Here is an 18,432-nt window from a genome sequence, read left to right on the forward strand (position 1 = left end):
CTACGCTATTATATTAGAGTTTTCAAGAATAAAGAGGCTTAGAAAATTTCGGAAGCTTCTTTTAGTTTTTCGGTATTTTCTACAAAACTAAGTTCATCAATGATTTTCTGGATATCACCATCAATTATATTTTGCAGATCATAGAGGGTTAAACCAATACGGTGATCAGTAACCCGTCCTTGCGGATAGTTATATGTTCTAATCTTTGCTGAACGGTCTCCACTACTTACCTGGGAATTACGTTTTGCTGCATCTTCCTCTTGCTTTTTGGCCAATTCAAGGTCATAAAGACGTGAACGCAGTACCCTAAAAGCTTTATCCTTGTTTTTATGCTGCGATTTCTGATCTTGACATTGCGCTACCAATCCGGTAGGAATGTGTGTTAAACGCACCGCCGAATATGTGGTGTTTACAGACTGCCCACCAGGCCCTGAAGAACAGAAAAAATCTATCCGTACATCCTTAGGATCTATTTGTACATCAAAATCTTCTGCCTCTGGCAAAACCATTACCGTTGCGGCACTGGTATGCACCCTACCCTGGGTCTCGGTCTGGGGCACACGTTGTACACGGTGAACGCCCGCCTCAAACTTAAGTGTCCCGTAAACATCTTTCCCGGTTACCTCAAACTGAATTTCCTTATAACCGCCGCTTGTACCTTCACTTAAATCAATAACATTGGTCTTCCAACCCCTGTTCTCACAATATTTGGTGTACATACGGAACAAATCTCCAGCAAAGATACTGGCTTCATCGCCACCGGTTCCAGCCCTTATCTCCACTACCACATCTTTGGCGTCCTCCGGATCCTTAGGTATAAGCATCAATTTTATTTCCTCCTCTAGCTGGGGCAGGTTTCCTTTTGCTTCTTCTAGCTGCATTTTGGCCATTTCCACCATTTCCGCATCACTACCGTCCGCTATTATTTCCTCAGCCTCCTGAATATTGTCCATAAGCTCTACGTACTGCTCCCGCTTACCGACCAGTTCCTTCAGGTCTGAATATTCTTTAGTCAATTCTACATAGCGCTTCTGATCGGAAATAATATCCGGTTGAATAATTAGGTCAGAAACCTCATCAAAACGCTGTTTAACAATATTGAGTTTATCTATCATTATCTTACATCACTTGTGCTGCGAATTTACGACAAATTTGTACATTTATTGATATCCCTTTATTTTGATGAAAAGCAATAGTTAGAAGCCCCAAATCATAAGAGGTTTGTTTACTTTTTATTTAACGGAAGATTTAGTAGTTCGCTAAGGCTTGTCATTCAACAAAATACCACTGCTATTATATCTCTCATTATTGGCATCTACCAGAATAACCTCGGTACCGCCCAATTGATTTATTAGCGCAAGACCATCTTCTTTACCCATAATATACACAGCGGTTGCCAGTGCATCACATAATTCTGCGCTTTTGGCGAAAATGGAAACACTATTGACCCCTGTTGTAGGATAACCGGTTCTAGGGTCTATAATATGTGAGTATTTAACCTCATCAAAAAGAACATATTTTTCAGAATTCCCCGATGTGGCTACGGAGGACTCAACAATGGGCAGCCAAGAAAATATTTTTTCATCACTTAATGGGTTGGCTATACCTATTAGCCATTTTTCTCCAGTTGCTTTTGTACCCCACGTAGTAAGGTCTCCAGCGGCATTGATGATACCACCCAACACTTGTTTGGACACTAAAAGCTCCTTGGCCTTATCCGCCGCATACCCTTTACCAATAGCCCCAAAAGATATCTTCATACCTTTTTGACTTAGATATACGGTATGGTCTACAGGATTCAATATTATTTTTTCATAGCCTACATTCTTCACGGAAGCGCTAACTTCTTCCGGAGTAGGAATTTTTGCCATTGACCCATCAAACTTCCAAACGACATCCATAGAAGCGAAAGAAATATCAAAAGCACCATCCGTTATTTCAGAAATCTGTTTGGCCCGCTCTATCAACATAAATAATTCCAGACTTACTTTTACCGGTTTTATTCCTGCATTTGAATTGATCAATGAAGTTTCTGATTCCGGGTTCCATGCAGAGATCATATTCTCAATACGCTTAATTTCCGCAGTAGCCTCTTCTATATTTATATAACCTAAATCCTCATTGGTGGAAACAACGGTTATATCAAACCGGGTACCCATAAGCTCCATGGCCTTATGTACGGTAACCAGTTTTTTCTCCTGAGCAAAATTGCTCAAAAGACAAAAAAAAGATATTATGCATAGTAGTTTCCTCACTTTAAAAAAGTCTTTAAGTGATTTACATACGCTTCCGGAGTAAGTTTAAGATACCCTGTATTTCCTAAAACCTTACCGTCTTCATTTAAAAGAACAACCAAAGGAAAGTGCCCTTGAGGGTTATATTGTTCTGCCAAATCTGCATTTTGAATAACTAAATCCTTACTAAGCTTATTGGCTTTCTTTCTTGGAAAATCCGCTTTGTAGAGCACCAAATCCGTCTTTGCAAACTGTTTAAAATTTGCAGATTCCCAAATAGTCTTTTCCAGTTTTATGCAAGGCGCACACCAATCTGACCCAGCAAAAACCAATAATAGGTTTTTGTTGGTTTCTTTTGCCAGAGCTTGGGCTTCTGTATAGTTCTCTTGCCAATTTTGGGCAAAAAGAGAACTAACAAAACTCATGCATAGTAAGAATACGACCTTTTTCATATCTGGGTTAAAACAAATTCAATGCCATTTATTCAAATACGCGTAGCATATTATCCGTTAATTCGGTTTTAAAAATTTTCAATGCCTTGGGTGTAGCACTGTCTACCTTGTTCTTTGGAGTACCATCTTGCTCAAATTGCGAACCATGCACATCACAATAAAAAATACCTCCATGCAAATTGGCAAAACGCACTTCTTCATATCCCTGATGACTACAAACTTGACTAGCAGCAACAAATTCTCCTTCCAAATTTTTAGCCACCACCACTAAATTTTTCAAAACAAAACCGCCATTACTGGCTAGTTTCGCATTTTCCGGAGCATCTAAATCAAGAGTAAAATCTATTCCAGTAGGTATTGGGGTGTTTCCTTCCGCTTCTCCATCATCACCACTGTCACTAGAGCAGCCGTGTAAACATGGAAAAGCCAAGGCAAAGGCTGCACTGGCCCCTAGGGTTTTTAAGAACTGTTTTCTCTCCATAGTACTACTGTTTACTATAGAAAACGAAGTATTGAAACGATTCGTATGCTTTAATAGACAAACTTGCCATAAGTACTCTCTATGGTCAGTTTTTTAGAAGGACTTGCCTCTACCCTACCTACAATTTGAGCGTCTACACCAAAGCTTTCAGAAATTGCTATAAGATCTTTGGCTACGGCTTCACTGGTATAAATTTCAAGACGATGACCACAGTTGAACACCTGGTACATTTCTTTCCAGTCCGTACCGGATTGTTCTTGAATTAATTTAAACAGAGGTGGCACAGGAAAAAGATTGTCCTTTATAATATGAAGCTCATCTACAAAGTGTAGAATTTTAGTTTGCGCACCACCACTACAGTGTACCATACCATGAATATCCTGGGAAGAATATTTGCTTAAAATTTTCTTTACGATAGGTGCATACGTTCGGGTAGGTGACAAGACTAATTTACCCGCATCCAATGGAACATTTTCATCAACTTTATCCGTTAATTTTGTACTCCCTGAATACACCAAATCATCTGGTACGGAAGCATCAAAACTCTCCGGATATTTCTCAGCAAGATATTTAGAGAAAACATCGTGCCTAGCAGAAGTCAATCCGTTACTGCCCATACCCCCGTTGTACTCCTTTTCATAGGTTGCTTGACCAAAGGAGGCCAAACCAACAATAACATCTCCTGCCTTTATATTGGCATTATCTATAACATCTGTTTTCTTTAGACGCGCCGTAACCGTAGAATCTACAATAATAGTCCGAACCAAATCACCCACATCTGCCGTTTCTCCCCCCGTAGAACGAATGGTCAGCCCATGGGATGCCAAATCTTTTATAAGTTCTTCGGTGCCGTTTATGATTTCAGATATAACTTCTCCCGGAATCAAGTTTTTATTACGCCCAATAGTAGAGGAAAGCATAATGTTATCCGTAGCTCCCACACAGATAAGATCATCTATGTTCATGATAAGGGCATCTTGTGCTATACCTTTCCAAACGGATAAGTCTCCGGTCTCTTTCCAGTACATATAGGCCAACGAAGATTTTGTTCCTGCCCCATCTGCGTGCATTACCAAACAATATTCTTCATCATTGGTTAAATAATCCGGAACAATTTTACAGAACGCCTTTGGAAAGAGTCCCTTATCAATGTTTTTTATGGCATTGTGCACATCTTCTTTTGAGGCCGAAACCCCTCTTTGGCTATATCTTTCACTAGTAGACGAACTCATTATTACGGCTTTTTGGCAAAAATAAGGTATTCACCGAATAATCCTTGCTTGACAAAAAAAACTTTCCAAAAGTTCTTAAATACAGAAGAATTTTCACTGAATACCTATACCATGGCTTTATTTAATAGACAATAATTCCCTGTACTTGGTTAATGGCCAAAAGCGGTTATCTACCAACCTTTCCAGCTTATCACAGTGCATCCTTATCTCATCAAAATAAGGTTTTACATTATCACTGTATGCAAAAGCTTTTTTATGGGTGTCCGTATATTTATTGGCTTTTCTTCGAGCATCGGTCATAGCATCCGTTTGTTTTTTTAGCTCGGCAATATGTTCCGCTATTTGCTCAATAATTCCGGACTGTCCGTCTGTTAACTTACGGTGTGCCGCACCATAGATTTCCTTTAGGCCCAAAACATTTTTAATCAACATATTCTGATACTCAACAACCGATGGAATTATATGATTGTACACCAATTCATTAAAAACCCTACCTTCTATCTGAATATGTAATATATAGGCCTCCAACTCTACTTCCTGTCTGGCAGCAACCTCTTTTTCACTCATAACGCCCATAGACTCAAAAAGGTCTAGACTTTCCTTTGAGGTGAGAACCTGTAAGGCTTGCGGCGTATTTTTATTGTTACTTAATTTTCTTCGTTTTGCTTCCTTTTCCCACTCATCGCTATAGCCATCGCCATCAAAACGAATGCGCTTAGAGGTTTTAATATACTCACGCAGCACATTAAAAACAGCCTCATCTTTCTTCAGGCTCTTTTTGTCTACCAATGCATCTACCTCCTTTTTAAAGTCCTGTAGTTGCTTAGCGACTATGGTGTTCAGAATAGTCATAGGCTTGGCGCAATTGGTCTTTGAACCAACGCCTCGCATTTCAAATTTATTTCCGGTGAACGCAAAGGGCGATGTACGGTTACGATCTGTATTATCCAGTAATATTTCCGGTATTTTCCCAACAACATTAAGTTTAAGTTCTGTTTTTTCCTCCGGTGATAATTTACCTTTGGAGACTCCCTCCAACTCATCTAAAACACTACCTAACTGCTTACCTACGAATATGGATAGAATTGCCGGTGGTGCTTCATTTGCCCCCAACCTATGATCGTTACTAGCCGATGCAATGGAAGACCTCAACAACTCCTCATACGTATCAACCGCCTTTATCGTGTTTATAAAAAAGGTCAAAAATTGAAGGTTTTTCATGGGTGTAGAACCCGGACTTAAAAGGTTTACTCCCGTATCTGTGGCCAATGACCAATTATTATGTTTACCGGATCCGTTAATCTCGGCAAACGGCTTTTCGTGAAAAAGTACCTTTAGATGATGTTTATCCGCAATACGATCCATCACATCCATTAAAAGAAGGTTGTGATCCACCGCTAAATTGGCTTCCTCAAAAACTGGGGCCAACTCAAACTGATTGGGAGCCACCTCGTTATGTCTTGTTTTAACCGGAATACCAAGGCGCATACACTCCACCTCTAATTCTTTCATAAAATTAATGGCCCGTAGCGGTATTACACCAAAATAATGATCATCTAACTGCTGACCTTTAGCCGCAGAATGCCCTACCAAAGTGCGACCCGTTAAGTTTATATCTACGCGAGAAAAAGCAAGTTCTTTGTCTATTAGGAAATATTCCTGTTCCCATCCCAATGTTGCATTTACCTTAACCACGGTTTTATCAAAGTATCGGGCAACTGCAGTTGCCGCTTCATCAACCGCACTTAATGCACGTAACAAAGGCGCCTTATTATCTAAAGCCTCTCCCGTATAGGAAACGAAAATTGTAGGTATACATAGGGTAGTATCATACACAAACGCGGGACTAGTTGGATCCCATGCCGTATACCCCCTTGCCTCAAAAGTATTTCTTATTCCTCCACTGGGAAAACTGGAAGCATCTGGTTCTTGCTGCACCAATTGTCCGCCGCCAAATTTTTCCAAAGCCCTGCCATCAGGCATCAAATCAAAAAAAGCATCATGCTTCTCCGCTGTAGCTCCGGTAAGCGGTTGAAACCAATGTGTATAATGGGTTGCCCCCATTTCAATAGCCCAACATTTCATAGCCTCGGCTACTTGGTCCGCTATTTTTCTATCAATTTTTGAACCTGAAAAAATAGCACCCTGCACACTTGCCAATGCATCTTTGGTAAGATATTGCAACATTCGTTCACTATTGAAGACGTTGCTGGCAAAAAGCTCCGATCTACGGCCCTTTTCATCAACATTTATACGCTCTCTCTTTCTGCTCTCGGCAATAGCATCAAATCGCTGTCTAGACATACTTTTACAAAATTTTGAACGGCTAAAATAAGGATTAACGATTTAATAATAAAAACTTAAAATAATCAACTTACCACAAAATACCCTGTCAAAAATAGGGCTATCCTAAATTATACTCAATTTTTTGACATTTACCCCCCTAAAAATTAGTATAATTCAACAAAAAACATATTTTTGTTTGTCTTTAAATTTAAAATTAATTACCGTAATTATGAGCAAAACTAAATTAGAGTACATCTGGTTGGATGGATATTTCCCTACACAGAACATGCGTAGCAAGACCAAAGTCGTAAACGATTTTGGAGGAAAATTGGAAGATTGTGAAATGTGGTCTTTTGATGGAAGTTCAACAAGACAAGCAGAAGGTGGATCTTCAGATTGTTTATTAAAGCCAGTTGCCATTTACCCAGATCCTGCACGTAGAGATGCATACTTGGTAATGACCGAGGTTTTAAATGCCGATGGAACACCACATGTATCTAACGGTAGAGCAACTATTGATGATGATGATAACGATTTCTGGTTCGGGTTTGAGCAAGAATACTTTATTATGGATACGGCCACTCAACTTCCTCTAGGTTTCCCTATTGGTGGTTACCCTGCTCCACAGGGAATGTACTACTGTTCCGTAGGTGGTAAAAACACTCACGGTAGAGATATCGTAGAAGAGCACGCTGACCTTTGTATTGATGCAGGATTGAACTTTGAAGGAATTAACCAAGAGGTTGCTTCTGGACAATGGGAATTTCAATTATTTGCTAAAGGCGCTAAGAAAGCTGGAGATGAAATCTGGGTTGCTAGATACCTTTTAGATAGATTAACAGAACAACATGGTTACTATATTGAGTACCACCCAAAACCATTAGGAAAAGACATGGATTGGAACGGTTCCGGTATGCACGCCAACTTCTCTAACACTACATTAAGAACTTGTGGCGATAAAGAAACTTACGAGAAAATTTGTGAGGCTTTCCGTCCAGTAGTAAAAGAGCACATTGCCGTTTACGGTGAATTTAACGACCAACGTTTGACCGGTCTTCACGAAACTGCTTCTATTACCGACTTTAGTTATGGTATTTCAGATAGAGGTGCTTCTATACGTATTCCAATCATTACAGTTGAACAAGGCTGGAAAGGTTGGTTAGAAGATCGTAGACCAGCTTCTAACGGTGATCCATACAAAATTGCAGGTAGAATCATCAAGACAGTTAAGTCTGCAGATGTATAATTGCATATAATTTTTTTGTTGTTGACATAATGTAAAACGTCCGAACCCATGGGTTCGGACGTTTTTTTTACATCTAGTTATTTTAATAGGAGAATTTAATCCTCCTTAAGTCTTTCCCAAGTACGCACTGCATTTACGGCCTCATCCGTATAATCCGTAAAAACACCATCTACACCGGCATCAAAGAACAAGTGGTATTCAGCTTGGGCATTACCGTTGCTCCACTTCTCATCTTCGTTTCTAAAGGTATAAGGGTGTACATCTAAATCATACTTATGGGCCAAATCAATAAAATCGGTTTTTGGCAGAACAGTAATCGCCCCACTCTCATCCCTCGAAAAGGAAATTACAAAAGGTTTCCATGGTCCTATCCCATCTGCATATTCAGAAGCAAAACGCATACCTTCTTCCGTAGAGAAATACTCATAAGTTCTAGCATCGCCATTGGCATAAAAATCAAAAGGAGCGGCATACGAAATAAAATCGCCCTCAGGAACATTAAAATCTAACGTACCATCTGCATTTACATTATAGGTTGATATAAGCTGAACCAACTTTACATCTGACTTTGAGTTGATGTACTGCAAAGGAGCCACCTCAAAACACTGTACAAATACAGGCGAATGGTAAGAGTTTAATTTTGCTTCGGACAACTTCTCCAACAAAGCATCTTCTATAGCAAGCCCCAATTGATTGTGAAAGTACGGATGCTTCATTTCTGGGTATATCCCCACTTTTTCTCCTTTTGTAGTTTTTCTTGATTTTGCCAAGGCGATGATTTCGTCCAAAGTTGGAATCTGGAACATACCATCAAAACTATTAGAACGATCGGAACGCGCCTGCTTCGCCTTTAATTTTTTGATTTGCTCCAAAGTAAAATCGGACACAAACCAATCCGTTATTTCCTTTCCGTCTAGGTTTTTGGTAGTTTTTAAATCAGTAAACTCCGGTAAATCCGCAACATTGGTGGTACCCGAGATAAACGGTTCGTGTCTTGCAATTAAAACACTATCCTTGGTCATAACCAAGTCCGGCTCTATATAGTCCGCCCCCATTTCAATAGCTTTTGCGTAAGCCTTTAAGGTATGTTCAGGGTAAATAGACTGTGCGCCCCTATGCGCTATTACCAATGGCTCTTTACGCTCCTTGTCCTGAGCTCCTCTTCCGATAAAATCATCTAACTTATCGCAAGAAGTAAATAAGGATAAAAAGCATAATCCGGCCATTGACAAAAATTTCATTTTTTTCATTTTAGTGGTTTTTAAGTTGACACTAAAACAACAAAACACATATTAGCCAAGGGTTAATTTAAGTTACCATATCTATACGTTTAGCTATAGAAATCTTTAGGAAATTGTAAATAAGCAGAAAAGAGACTTATGAAACCGTAATATAAACAAAGGTGATATAGCAAGCTAACAAGACCAACCCGTCTCGCCATCCCAAACGCAAACCTTTAGGAATGAACACCAAAGGAAGGATAAGAAAAGAAATACCCAGCATCCAAAAAATGTCATTACTCAACAACTCTTCATCTACCACTTTAATAGGGGTGATTATAGAAGTGATTCCCAATACCGCTAGAAGATTAAAAATATTGGACCCAAGAAGGTTACCTAAGGAAATCGCTTTTTCTTTTTTAATAACTGCGATTACAGATGCGGCTAATTCCGGTATACTTGTACCAACAGAAACAACCGTTACTGCAATTACACGCTCACTAACACCGTATAGTGTAGCCAAACCTACAGCCCCGCTAATAAGCAGTTCAGAGCCTCCCCAAAGCGCTGTACCCCCAAGTCCTAAAAACAGTACCAATTTATATAGAGGCAAAGGTTCGTCATCTTCGGGCGCTTCATCCTCAACGGCCTGCTTTTGAAAACGGAGTAAATACACCAAGAACAGAAATAAACCTACAACCATAATTATTCCCTCATACTGCTGTAATTCCCCATCAAAAAATATAAACCCGAAAAAAAGCAATGACGCAACCATCATAACAGGCCAATCTGTTGTGTAAAATGTCTTACGCACATCTATACTTCCCATAAGTACGGTTACCGCCAATACCAGTCCTAAGTTGGCTATATTGGACCCTACTACATTGCCCAATGCCAAATCCGGAAAACCATCAAGAGCAGCTTTAATACTAACAATAAGCTCAGGAGCGGAGGTAGCAAAGGACACCACCGTCATACCTATAACAATTTTTGGGATATTCAATCGTAATGAAAGTGCCACAGCCGATTTTAAAAGCCAGTTACCGCCGGAAATTAAAAGTGCTAGGCCTAGAACAATAAAAAGAAGATTTTGCATGTACTGGTTTCAGGGTATTATGGAACAAAGATATATAACATTTTAACTTATTGACAGCTTTCTTTCCAGGCCAGCCAAGCATCATTTACTGTAAAACAACTTACTGCCCAAAAATGGTTTTACCCAAAAAACATCAATTCTTAACCAAAACTATGCTTAAAAAGTAAAACAGCTCTAAAAATACCCCTTCACACATTACACTTTAGAACACTTTAAGCTCATTTAAATTTCAATTTAAAACATTACTGAAGAATAAATTTTTAAATTATAAACTTAATTCATTTATACGCTTATAAAACCGCATTCAAATTGAATAATTCGTATCAATTCATTAGGAAATGGGCATTTCTTTTAATTATCTTGATTGGATAATCGATTATTACCAGCTATCTATTAACCCTAAAAACCCCTAATTATGATTACACTTGCTAAACTTCTATTATTAATTCTAGTATCGCTGATCACGATAGTAGCGTAAGTTAAATCATATAGGCCTATATAATAAAAGACCGCCATATGGCGGTCTTTTACTTTATTTTCAATAAGTTAGTAGATGAGATAAACTAACAGATGAAAAAAGCATTTTTTAAATTTCTTGCCAAAGCAAACCAAGTACTACTCCCTTCTTTTACCAAAAGAAGACTAGACCTTTCCAAGGCTTCAAAATTGCAGATGGCTTTAATTGGTTGGCGTTATTTTGTTACAACCCGGGCATTGGACTAGTAATGCAAAAGTGCCTGAGCAGGAATATTACCTAGCTTTTGTCTTCCACTTAAAAAATCCAGTTCAATTAAAAAATTACATTGGACTATTTCACCGCCCAAACGCTCAATTAAATTACAGGTGGCTTTTGCCGTCCCGCCAGTGGCCAATACATCATCATGTACCAATATTTTTTCTCCAGGTAGAATTGCATCACTGTGAATCTCCAGTGTATCCGTACCATACTCTAAATCGTAGGTCTGACTGGTTTTTGCAGCTGGGAGTTTGTTAGGCTTTCGCACAGGAACAAACCCGGCATTAAGCTTTTGAGCCAATAGCGGCGCAAAGAAAAAACCACGACTTTCCATTCCTACCACTTTATCTATAGCAACATCACCTACTAGCTCTAAGAGTTTATCCAATGTATATTGCATGGCCCGGGCATTTGCCAGCAAGGGAGTTATGTCTTTAAAGACAACTCCTTCTTGCGGAAAGTTGTCAATATCCCTAATAAAGGTTTTTAAATTCATTTAATAAGTAACTTATATTTTGCCGTAAATGTAAAAAGAAATATATTTGCACCCCGTTAGGTAAAAAGCTGGCAATATCCAGTTTCTTTTTTCTTCTACTAAGAGGAAACCTAATCAAAGTTATTTTATTGGTCCTGTGGCGCAACTGGATAGCGCATCTGACTACGAATCAGAAGGTTACAAGTTCGAATCTTGTCAGGATCACTCTAAACCCCTAGAAACACCCGTTTCTAGGGGTTTTTTGTTTTTTAAATTTCTCATTTACCTGAACCTCCCCAAGTCCACTTCAAACTACACATAAACACAATTACAAAACTTAATGATGTAATTATTATGTTTTATATCATATAAATTTATATTTCTGTTGTATAAACAATAATTTATATTATGAACAAAAAATCTGACTCGGAAAAACTTCAAACAGTTTTAGACGCACTAAATTTATCTGCTAATGCTTTCTACAAAAAACTTGGATACAAAAGCCATGCTTCTGTGTATCATGTGTTAGACCCCGAAAATAAGGCCAAACTTAGCCAAAGTATGATTGAAAAGATAGTAAAGACATTCCCTAACGTCAACTATGATTACCTAACTAAAGACAAACTTCCTGTATTACTTGATGACAATCGCATCATATCTCAGGCAAATAAATTAAATATCCCCATTCAGACTGATACTGACATCTTTAAAATCAAAAGAATATTGGATATTCCGGACCAATTGGACAGGATAGAATCCAAACTGGACCAGTTATTAAACCAATAATTAGACTAACAATACTAAAAACCAAGTATATGGAATTTAAATATCACGAAAATGGAGTCGAGGCCTTCAATCCTATGTTAAATATTGCTTACCATTATAATGGAGGTATTGCTTATGATGAACTATCAAAAAGTGCATACCATGATAATAAGATAAAAGCTTACGATGCTTACCTAAAGCAGGTATATCACAAAAATGGAACTATAGCCTATGACAGTTTAACCAAAAACGCTTACCATGAAAATAAGGTTATAGCTTATGACGGATTGTTAAAACAATTTTATGACACAAACGGGTTTAAGTCAAATGCCTATTCTTTTAGCATTAGCCTAGGAAAAGGAATAAAACTAAACATACTACCAACCTTGAAAATTGAAGTTTATGGTACAATCATAAATTAATAACTTCAGAAAAGTAATCTCCTTTTCAATGTAACATCTATTACATTGCCCTAAACGCTTTAGCTTTACATTTGTACAAATTTTTAATATGGATAGCATACTTCAACCCTGGCCATGGTACGTTTCGGGCCCGTTAATCACCTTAGTAATGGTTTTCCTTATCTATTTTGGAAAGACTTTTGGTATGTCTTCCAACCTAAGGACCTTTTGCAGTATTGGTGGTGCTGGCAAATATTCCGACTTCTTTAAGTTTGATTGGAAGGCCCAAAAGTGGAATCTTACCGTAGTTCTTGGTGCTATTATAGGTGGTTTTATTGCCGTTAACTTTCTATCGGATGGTTCTGCTATAGAACTTAACCCACAAACCGTATTAGACCTAAAAGAACTGGGTTTTGAAAATGCCGGCACTTCCTTGCTACCGGCCGAAATCTATGATTGGAACCACGTATTGACCTTAAAAGGTTTGGCTGTTTTAATAGTAGGCGGCTTTCTAGTTGGTTTTGGGACCCGTTATGCCGGTGGCTGTACTTCTGGGCACGCCATTACCGGCTTAAGCAACCTCCAACTACCTTCTTTAATTGCCGTTATTGGCTTTTTTGCAGGAGGACTTATTATGACACACTTTTTATTACCCCTAATCTTTTAAGGCATGAAGTTTCTAAAATTCTTATTTGTTGGTATATTTTTTGGCATTGTATTGGTTAAATCAGAAGCTGTTTCTTGGTACCGAATATTTGAAATGTTCAAGTTTCAATCATTTCATATGTATGGAATCATCGGATCGGCCGTGGTACTAGGAGCTATTTCTGTGTGGGCAATTAAAAAATTCCGTGTAAAAAGTATAGAGGGGAAAGAAATAAATCTTCCCCCTAAAGATAAAAGTTTTACCCGTTATATATTGGGCGGTACCATATTTGGATTAGGATGGGCGCTAGCGGGTGCATGCCCGGGCCCTATGTATATACTCTTAGGAGCTGGGTTCTTTAGTATGCTCATTGTTATAGCGGCCGCCACGCTTGGCACATTTGCCTATGGCGTGCTTAGAAACAAACTTCCACACTAAAACCTATAGAAATCCTAGACGATTTCCGCACTTAGACCCGCCTGTAGCAATTTGCTACATCTAGGTTCTAAATCTTTGTACTCACCTGTCTTTACGGTACACTTACCATTGTAATGTACAATAAGGGAGCATTGCTCCGCTTGCACAGGTGTATGATCACATACATCAACCAAAGTTTCTATAACATGGTCAAAAGTATTTACATCATCATTAAAAACAACAATTTCATTTTGTTTTACTACTTCTTCCTCTAATAGTAGCTCTTCCGATACTTTTTCTTTGAAACTCATACAATCAATTTAAAATAGTATACCCTTCTAAAATACGTATTTTACTGCAACCCAATTATTTTTTTGCAGATTTTTTTCAAACTTTAACCCTGACTTCAGGCACTGTTCCGAAATTAAGGGAATATCTTCTTCATAGAAACCGCTTAAGAATAGGATTCCGTTTTCCCTTAAGTTTTCAGCGTACACCGGTATATCCGCCAGCAAAATATTTCTATTGATATTCGCTAGAATGATATCATATTTCTGTTTACCTAAAAGCGAAGAATCACCTTCAAAAACGGAAATATGTCCACAATTATTACGTTCTACGTTTTCCTTGGCGTTCAAATAGCACCAATTATCAATATCGATAGCATCTACATGACCCGCATTTTTCATTGCCGCCAGTATGGCCAAAACTCCAGTACCACTACCCATATCCAAAACATCCTTTCCTTCAAAATCATTTTCCAGAATAAACTGAAGCATCATATGAGTGGTTTCATGATGCCCCGTACCAAAGCTCATTTTAGGCTCAATAACAATATCATACTGCACATTGGGCTTTTCATGAAATGGAGCACGAACAACACATTGGTCCGCTACTTGAATTGCCTCAAAATTCTCTTCCCAAGTGGCATTCCAGTTTTCCTGTTCCATCTCTTTTACAGCAAAGTTTACGGTAAACAGCTCATTATCCAGAATTTCAACCGTTTCAAGAATACTCTCGTTCCAGTCATCTTTTTGAATATAGGCCAACACCCCATCTTCATTTTCAACAAAACTCTCAAAACCAACCTCGCCTAACTCGGCAATTAAAATATCCGAACCAGGCTGCATTGGGGTTACGGAGAAATTATACTCAATATATATAGTGTTGGACATCCTAGTGTTTTTTAACCGACGTTTAGTCGGTTTTTCGTTCGTTAACTTACAAAACTCCCTTGGCTTTGCTATTTAGTATATGGTCATTTCTTTGTTAAATAAACAACCCTTTCCACAAACTGGGAAAGGGCTATTAAAGTAACGTTCCAATCTAAATTTAGATTGCTTTTATAATGGCTACAAAATCATCTGCCACCAATGACGCACCACCAATAAGACCACCATCTACATCTGGCTTGCCAAAAATCTCTTCTGCATTAGCTGGTTTTACACTACCTCCGTAAAGGATAGAAACATTATTAGCTATAGAAGCATCATAAGCTTCCGTAATGGCCTTGCGGATAAAGGCATGCATTTCCTGTGCTTGTTCCGGTGAAGCCGTTTCACCTGTTCCAATAGCCCAAACCGGCTCATAGGCCAAAACTATTTTACTCCAATCCGATGCGTCCAAAGAGAAAAGTGCATTTTTCAACTGGCTTTCAACAACTTTAAAGTGGTTATCGGATTTTCTGTCTTCAAGCTCCTCTCCAAAACAGAACATAACACGAATGTTCTTAGCCAAGGCAGCCTTTACTTTTTTTGCCAATATTTCATCGGTCTCTCCAAAGTAAGCCCTTCTTTCTGAGTGTCCAATTATTGCGGTATCAATACCAATACTCAACAACATATCTGCAGATATTTCTCCGGTATACGCTCCACTTTCCGCAAAGTGCATATTCTGGGCAATAACCTCTATAGCCGAAGATTCTAAAGTTCTTACGGCAGATGCCAAGTTTACATAAGTTGGCGCAACCATAACCTCGGCCTGCGTATCCGGTAACTTAGCCGCCAATTCGGTCAACAATGCTTCAGTTTCAGCCAAGTTTTTATTCATTTTCCAGTTTCCTGCAACAATTTTGCTTCTCATTTTTTAAGTGTTTAGTGTTATTGTATGGGGTTGATTCGTTTTCATCGACTTCTGAAATTATTCAAAAACCAACTCATCCAAATCGTTATAATGTACTTTTTGTTTGATCGTTCCTTTCTCCAAGACCAAAGCCCCTGGGTTGGAACGTACTATTGTTTTTAATGCGGTTTCATCTGTGAAATAGAATTCAAAATTCAATTTATATTCTTTTCTTAATGCGCCTGTCAACTCATTATTTGAGGCGGACATACCAATGACCTTATACCCTTTCTTTATAGCCTTGTCCGTAACTTTTTTCACCTCGGAATATACATCCTTATTGGTTTTTCTAAGGTCATAAGCTATAATCATGACCAACTTGGGTTCTTGCAGTAAGGTATCCGCAAGGTTCACACCTTCCTGCTCTATGGTAAAATCATGAATAGGAGGCTCGTATCCCTTTTGGACTTCTGTAGTTTCAACATCAATGAATTCTCCATCTACCTGCGGATAATCTCCTTGGGTTACTATAATTTTATCCTCTCCATTCACCTTAAACCGCCAAGCATAATCATAAATAGGCTTTGGAGCATCATCCGGAACAATCATTCCTTCGTTAATATTCGCCCCAATCTTATAGGGCCTAAAGTCTATAACCGGTAGATGGTTTAACACATAGACACAATATCCAATACACAAAACCAAAGAGGCAAGCGTAGCAATTCTTTTAGCATTGGCACCAATTATTGGTGTTATATATTGCTTACCCTTAAAAAGGATTATGATGAACACAAGAAGAATAATGTCTTTCGTAAACGATTCCCAAGGCGTTAGTTTAATTGCATCTCCAAAACAACCGCAATCCGTAACCTTATTGAAATAAGCGGAGTAAAAGGTTAGAAATGTAAACCCTATAATCATGAGCAGCAGACTCCAAACGGTAAATTTTACCCTAAAACCCACTAAGAGCATCACACCCAAAAGCACTTCAAAAATCACGACAAAAATAGAAATGGCAAGTGCATGAGGTTCAAAAAATGCAAGATCAAGAACTCCCGGACTAAAATATTCTTCTAGCTTGAACGAAAAACCAACCGGATCGTTCAATTTTATAAAACCACTGATAATAAAAAGTATGCCTACGATTACTCGGCTAATGCCAACAAGATATTTCATATTATGATTTAGAGTTTACACCAAGATGGATCATTGCAAAAATTGCGTAGTTGACCATATCCTGATAATTGGCATCTATACCTTCGCTCACTAAGGTCTTACCCTTATTATCCTCAATCTGTTTTACACGTAAAAGTTTCTGTAAAATAAGATCTGTTAAGGAACTTACCCTCATGTCTCGCCATGCCTCTCCGTAGTCATGGTTCTTATTTTCCATTAGGGTTTTAGTAACCAAAGCATGCTTGTCAAAAAGTGCCACTGCCTCTTCTACGGATAGGTCCGGTTGATCGGCCACGCCTTTCTCCAGCTGAACAAGTGCCATTATGGAATAGTTGATAATCCCAATAAATTCAGAACGCTCGCCCTCATCCACCTTATGAACTTCGTTTTCCTGAAGACCCCGAATGCGCTGGGCCTTAATAAAAATCTGGTCGGTTAACGAAGGAAGTCTTAGTATACGCCAAGCACTACCGTAATCCTTCATTTTCTTTTCAAAGAGGTCTCTACAGGTTTTGATCACCTCATCATATTGTTCGGAAGTCTTCTGCATGGCTATCCTTTCTAATTTGCGTAAATTTCACTCAAAATTCTGAATTTTTCAAAGTTCGTGTTTTAAACTTGGTTAATCAAGGGAATACCGCTTCAACTTTATCATATATGACACTAAATTGCAAAGGCCACCTCATCCAATTATCCACCCCAAAAGTGATGGGCATATTAAACTGTACTCCAGACTCATTTTACGATGGCGGAAAATACAGGGACAACGACTCCATTTTAAAGCAGACCGAGAAAATGCTGAACGATGGTGCCACCTTTATAGATGTGGGCGGTTACAGTTCCAGACCGGGTGCCGAACATGTTACGGAAGAAGAGGAAATAAAACGTATGCTTCCCCTAACAGAACTGTTACTGAAACACTTTCCGGATATTATTCTGTCCATTGACACCTTTAGAAGTAAAGTGGCCGCTGCCTGTCTTGATGCCGGAGCTGCCATGATAAATGATATTTCCGCCGGAAAGCTGGACGACCAAATGCTCCCAACCGTAGCTAAACATCGTGTGCCCTACATAATGATGCACATGAAAGGCACACCTCAAACCATGCAACAGCAAACCACGTACAATGACCTTCTAGTTGATATAATTTCCTATTTCTCCGAACGGATCAATGCCGCCAAGGCCTTGGGAATTGTAGACATTGTTATAGACCCCGGGTTTGGGTTTGCAAAAACCTTAGAGCAGAATTATGAAGTTTTACAAAAACTTGGGCTTTTCAATAATCTTGAGCATCCATTGCTTATAGGCCTAAGCCGAAAATCCATGATTTACAAAGTGCTTAAAACCGATGCAAAAAATGCTTTAAACGGAACCACTGCCCTTAATATGGCCGCAATTATGAACGGCGCCAATATTTTAAGGGTTCATGACGTTAAAGAAGCGTATGAATGTGTTAAACTTGCAGAAGAATTAATGCCTTGTTAAAAGTGTATGGATTTCACTAATTT

Annotated in this window: 21 protein-coding genes and 1 tRNA gene; 8 read left to right on the plus strand and 14 right to left on the minus strand. The window is 38.7% G+C overall.

What is annotated here, in order from left to right:
* Window positions 1-38: 38 nt before the first annotated feature.
* The 6 genes from prfA to Q4597_RS18565 all read right to left on the minus strand — a co-directional run bounded on the left by prfA (window position 39) and on the right by Q4597_RS18565 (window position 6,703).
* A complete protein-coding gene (prfA, locus tag Q4597_RS18540; protein ID WP_215441404.1) occupies window positions 39-1,115 on the minus strand; it encodes a peptide chain release factor 1 in 1,077 nt (358 codons plus the stop codon).
* Between the two features lie 144 nt (window positions 1,116-1,259).
* Window positions 1,260-2,216 carry an FAD:protein FMN transferase gene (locus Q4597_RS18545; protein WP_289041439.1) on the minus strand — a complete coding sequence of 319 codons (957 nt, stop codon included), beginning with the start codon at window positions 2,214-2,216 and terminating at the stop codon, window positions 1,260-1,262.
* 35 nt (window positions 2,217-2,251) lie between these two features.
* Entirely contained in the window at window positions 2,252-2,686 is a 435-nt protein-coding gene (locus tag Q4597_RS18550) for a thioredoxin family protein (RefSeq protein ID WP_303407594.1), read from the minus strand.
* A 28-nt stretch (window positions 2,687-2,714) separates the two neighbouring features.
* The gene (locus Q4597_RS18555; RefSeq protein WP_215441398.1) at window positions 2,715-3,167 is read right to left on the minus strand and encodes a ubiquinol-cytochrome c reductase iron-sulfur subunit; all 453 of its coding nucleotides are present in this window, start codon (window positions 3,165-3,167) and stop codon (window positions 2,715-2,717) included.
* A gap of 50 nt (window positions 3,168-3,217) precedes the next feature.
* Window positions 3,218-4,399: an AIR synthase related protein gene (locus Q4597_RS18560; RefSeq protein ID WP_303407596.1), complete on the minus strand. Its 1,182-nt coding sequence runs from the start codon at window positions 4,397-4,399 to the stop codon at window positions 3,218-3,220.
* 117 nt (window positions 4,400-4,516) lie between these two features.
* Entirely contained in the window at window positions 4,517-6,703 is a 2,187-nt protein-coding gene (locus Q4597_RS18565) for a glutamine synthetase III (RefSeq protein WP_215441396.1), read from the minus strand.
* A 211-nt stretch (window positions 6,704-6,914) separates the two neighbouring features.
* On the opposite strand from Q4597_RS18565, the gene Q4597_RS18570 reads away from it, so the two are divergent.
* Window positions 6,915-7,931 carry a glutamine synthetase beta-grasp domain-containing protein gene (locus Q4597_RS18570; protein WP_215441395.1) on the plus strand — a complete coding sequence of 339 codons (1,017 nt, stop codon included), beginning with the start codon at window positions 6,915-6,917 and terminating at the stop codon, window positions 7,929-7,931.
* 95 nt (window positions 7,932-8,026) lie between these two features.
* Here the strand turns inward: Q4597_RS18570 and Q4597_RS18575 are convergent, their stop codons facing one another.
* Together Q4597_RS18575 and Q4597_RS18580 are read right to left on the minus strand one after the other, a co-directional pair.
* Window positions 8,027-9,181, minus strand: coding sequence for a glycerophosphodiester phosphodiesterase (locus Q4597_RS18575; RefSeq protein WP_303407599.1), 1,155 nt, complete (start codon window positions 9,179-9,181; stop codon window positions 8,027-8,029).
* A 127-nt stretch (window positions 9,182-9,308) separates the two neighbouring features.
* Window positions 9,309-10,247 (minus strand): calcium/sodium antiporter, encoded by a 939-nt coding sequence (locus Q4597_RS18580; RefSeq protein ID WP_303407600.1) that lies wholly within the window; start codon window positions 10,245-10,247, stop codon window positions 9,309-9,311.
* Window positions 10,248-10,817: 570 nt separating this feature from the next.
* On the opposite strand from Q4597_RS18580, the gene Q4597_RS18585 reads away from it, so the two are divergent.
* Window positions 10,818-10,970 (plus strand): SsrA-binding protein, encoded by a 153-nt coding sequence (locus Q4597_RS18585; RefSeq protein ID WP_289041451.1) that lies wholly within the window; start codon window positions 10,818-10,820, stop codon window positions 10,968-10,970.
* On the opposite strand, the gene Q4597_RS18590 is transcribed toward Q4597_RS18585, so the two are convergent.
* Complete coding sequence (locus Q4597_RS18590) at window positions 10,967-11,479, minus strand: adenine phosphoribosyltransferase (RefSeq protein WP_303407601.1); 513 nt, start codon at window positions 11,477-11,479, stop codon at window positions 10,967-10,969. The genes Q4597_RS18585 and Q4597_RS18590 overlap by 4 nt on opposite strands.
* A gap of 130 nt (window positions 11,480-11,609) precedes the next feature.
* Here Q4597_RS18590 and Q4597_RS18595 point away from each other — a divergent pair.
* From Q4597_RS18595 to Q4597_RS18615, 5 genes are all read left to right on the plus strand, one after another.
* A tRNA-Arg gene (locus Q4597_RS18595) sits at window positions 11,610-11,683 on the plus strand.
* Window positions 11,684-12,019: 336 nt separating this feature from the next.
* Window positions 12,020-12,244, plus strand: coding sequence for a hypothetical protein (locus tag Q4597_RS18600; protein WP_303407602.1), 225 nt, complete (start codon window positions 12,020-12,022; stop codon window positions 12,242-12,244).
* A gap of 29 nt (window positions 12,245-12,273) precedes the next feature.
* Window positions 12,274-12,645, plus strand: coding sequence for a hypothetical protein (locus tag Q4597_RS18605; protein ID WP_303407603.1), 372 nt, complete (start codon window positions 12,274-12,276; stop codon window positions 12,643-12,645).
* An 88-nt stretch (window positions 12,646-12,733) separates the two neighbouring features.
* On the plus strand, window positions 12,734-13,291 hold the full coding sequence (locus Q4597_RS18610) for a YeeE/YedE family protein (protein ID WP_303407604.1): 558 nt from the start codon (window positions 12,734-12,736) through the stop codon (window positions 13,289-13,291).
* A gap of 3 nt (window positions 13,292-13,294) precedes the next feature.
* Window positions 13,295-13,708: a DUF6691 family protein gene (locus Q4597_RS18615; RefSeq protein WP_289063256.1), complete on the plus strand. Its 414-nt coding sequence runs from the start codon at window positions 13,295-13,297 to the stop codon at window positions 13,706-13,708.
* A gap of 14 nt (window positions 13,709-13,722) precedes the next feature.
* Here the strand turns inward: Q4597_RS18615 and Q4597_RS18620 are convergent, their stop codons facing one another.
* The 5 genes from Q4597_RS18620 to Q4597_RS18640 all read right to left on the minus strand — a co-directional run bounded on the left by Q4597_RS18620 (window position 13,723) and on the right by Q4597_RS18640 (window position 17,474).
* Entirely contained in the window at window positions 13,723-13,998 is a 276-nt protein-coding gene (locus Q4597_RS18620) for an ATP-dependent Clp protease adaptor ClpS (RefSeq protein WP_215441384.1), read from the minus strand.
* Window positions 13,999-14,025: 27 nt separating this feature from the next.
* Entirely contained in the window at window positions 14,026-14,862 is an 837-nt protein-coding gene (gene prmA / locus Q4597_RS18625; RefSeq protein ID WP_303407607.1) for a 50S ribosomal protein L11 methyltransferase, read from the minus strand.
* Between the two features lie 157 nt (window positions 14,863-15,019).
* Window positions 15,020-15,769 carry a triose-phosphate isomerase gene (gene tpiA, locus Q4597_RS18630; protein WP_215912601.1) on the minus strand — a complete coding sequence of 250 codons (750 nt, stop codon included), beginning with the start codon at window positions 15,767-15,769 and terminating at the stop codon, window positions 15,020-15,022.
* Window positions 15,770-15,826: 57 nt separating this feature from the next.
* Window positions 15,827-16,924, minus strand: coding sequence for a BT_3928 family protein (locus Q4597_RS18635; protein WP_303407609.1), 1,098 nt, complete (start codon window positions 16,922-16,924; stop codon window positions 15,827-15,829).
* A gap of 1 nt (window position 16,925) precedes the next feature.
* Window positions 16,926-17,474: a DUF1599 domain-containing protein gene (locus Q4597_RS18640; protein ID WP_215912599.1), complete on the minus strand. Its 549-nt coding sequence runs from the start codon at window positions 17,472-17,474 to the stop codon at window positions 16,926-16,928.
* A 107-nt stretch (window positions 17,475-17,581) separates the two neighbouring features.
* On the opposite strand from Q4597_RS18640, the gene folP reads away from it, so the two are divergent.
* On the plus strand, window positions 17,582-18,409 hold the full coding sequence (gene folP, locus Q4597_RS18645; RefSeq protein WP_303407610.1) for a dihydropteroate synthase: 828 nt from the start codon (window positions 17,582-17,584) through the stop codon (window positions 18,407-18,409).
* Window positions 18,410-18,432 lie beyond the last annotated feature (23 nt).

Source organism: Zobellia sp. 1_MG-2023 (assembly GCF_030549125.1).
GTDB lineage: Bacteria > Bacteroidota > Bacteroidia > Flavobacteriales > Flavobacteriaceae > Zobellia > Zobellia russellii.

Excerpts from the sequence above, each read along its gene's own strand:
- prfA (WP_215441404.1), bottom strand. The coding sequence starts at position 1,115 with ATGATAGATAAACTCAATATTGTTAAACAGCGTTTTGATGAGGTTTCT.
- Q4597_RS18605 (WP_303407603.1), top strand. The coding sequence starts at position 12,274 with ATGGAATTTAAATATCACGAAAATGGAGTCGAGGCCTTCAATCCTATG.
- tpiA (WP_215912601.1), bottom strand. The coding sequence starts at position 15,769 with ATGAGAAGCAAAATTGTTGCAGGAAACTGGAAAATGAATAAAAACTTG.
- Q4597_RS18565 (WP_215441396.1), bottom strand. The coding sequence starts at position 6,703 with ATGTCTAGACAGCGATTTGATGCTATTGCCGAGAGCAGAAAGAGAGAG.
- Q4597_RS18585 (WP_289041451.1), top strand. The coding sequence starts at position 10,818 with ATGAAAAAAGCATTTTTTAAATTTCTTGCCAAAGCAAACCAAGTACTA.
- Q4597_RS18555 (WP_215441398.1), bottom strand. The coding sequence starts at position 3,167 with ATGGAGAGAAAACAGTTCTTAAAAACCCTAGGGGCCAGTGCAGCCTTT.
- Q4597_RS18590 (WP_303407601.1), bottom strand. The coding sequence starts at position 11,479 with ATGAATTTAAAAACCTTTATTAGGGATATTGACAACTTTCCGCAAGAA.
- Q4597_RS18580 (WP_303407600.1), bottom strand. The coding sequence starts at position 10,247 with ATGCAAAATCTTCTTTTTATTGTTCTAGGCCTAGCACTTTTAATTTCC.
- Q4597_RS18620 (WP_215441384.1), bottom strand. The coding sequence starts at position 13,998 with ATGAGTTTCAAAGAAAAAGTATCGGAAGAGCTACTATTAGAGGAAGAA.
- Q4597_RS18570 (WP_215441395.1), top strand. The coding sequence starts at position 6,915 with ATGAGCAAAACTAAATTAGAGTACATCTGGTTGGATGGATATTTCCCT.
- Q4597_RS18635 (WP_303407609.1), bottom strand. The coding sequence starts at position 16,924 with ATGAAATATCTTGTTGGCATTAGCCGAGTAATCGTAGGCATACTTTTT.
- Q4597_RS18640 (WP_215912599.1), bottom strand. The coding sequence starts at position 17,474 with ATGCAGAAGACTTCCGAACAATATGATGAGGTGATCAAAACCTGTAGA.
- prmA (WP_303407607.1), bottom strand. The coding sequence starts at position 14,862 with ATGTCCAACACTATATATATTGAGTATAATTTCTCCGTAACCCCAATG.
- Q4597_RS18615 (WP_289063256.1), top strand. The coding sequence starts at position 13,295 with ATGAAGTTTCTAAAATTCTTATTTGTTGGTATATTTTTTGGCATTGTA.
- Q4597_RS18550 (WP_303407594.1), bottom strand. The coding sequence starts at position 2,686 with ATGAAAAAGGTCGTATTCTTACTATGCATGAGTTTTGTTAGTTCTCTT.
- Q4597_RS18600 (WP_303407602.1), top strand. The coding sequence starts at position 12,020 with ATGATTGAAAAGATAGTAAAGACATTCCCTAACGTCAACTATGATTAC.
- Q4597_RS18610 (WP_303407604.1), top strand. The coding sequence starts at position 12,734 with ATGGATAGCATACTTCAACCCTGGCCATGGTACGTTTCGGGCCCGTTA.
- folP (WP_303407610.1), top strand. The coding sequence starts at position 17,582 with ATGACACTAAATTGCAAAGGCCACCTCATCCAATTATCCACCCCAAAA.
- Q4597_RS18575 (WP_303407599.1), bottom strand. The coding sequence starts at position 9,181 with ATGAAAAAAATGAAATTTTTGTCAATGGCCGGATTATGCTTTTTATCC.
- Q4597_RS18560 (WP_303407596.1), bottom strand. The coding sequence starts at position 4,399 with ATGAGTTCGTCTACTAGTGAAAGATATAGCCAAAGAGGGGTTTCGGCC.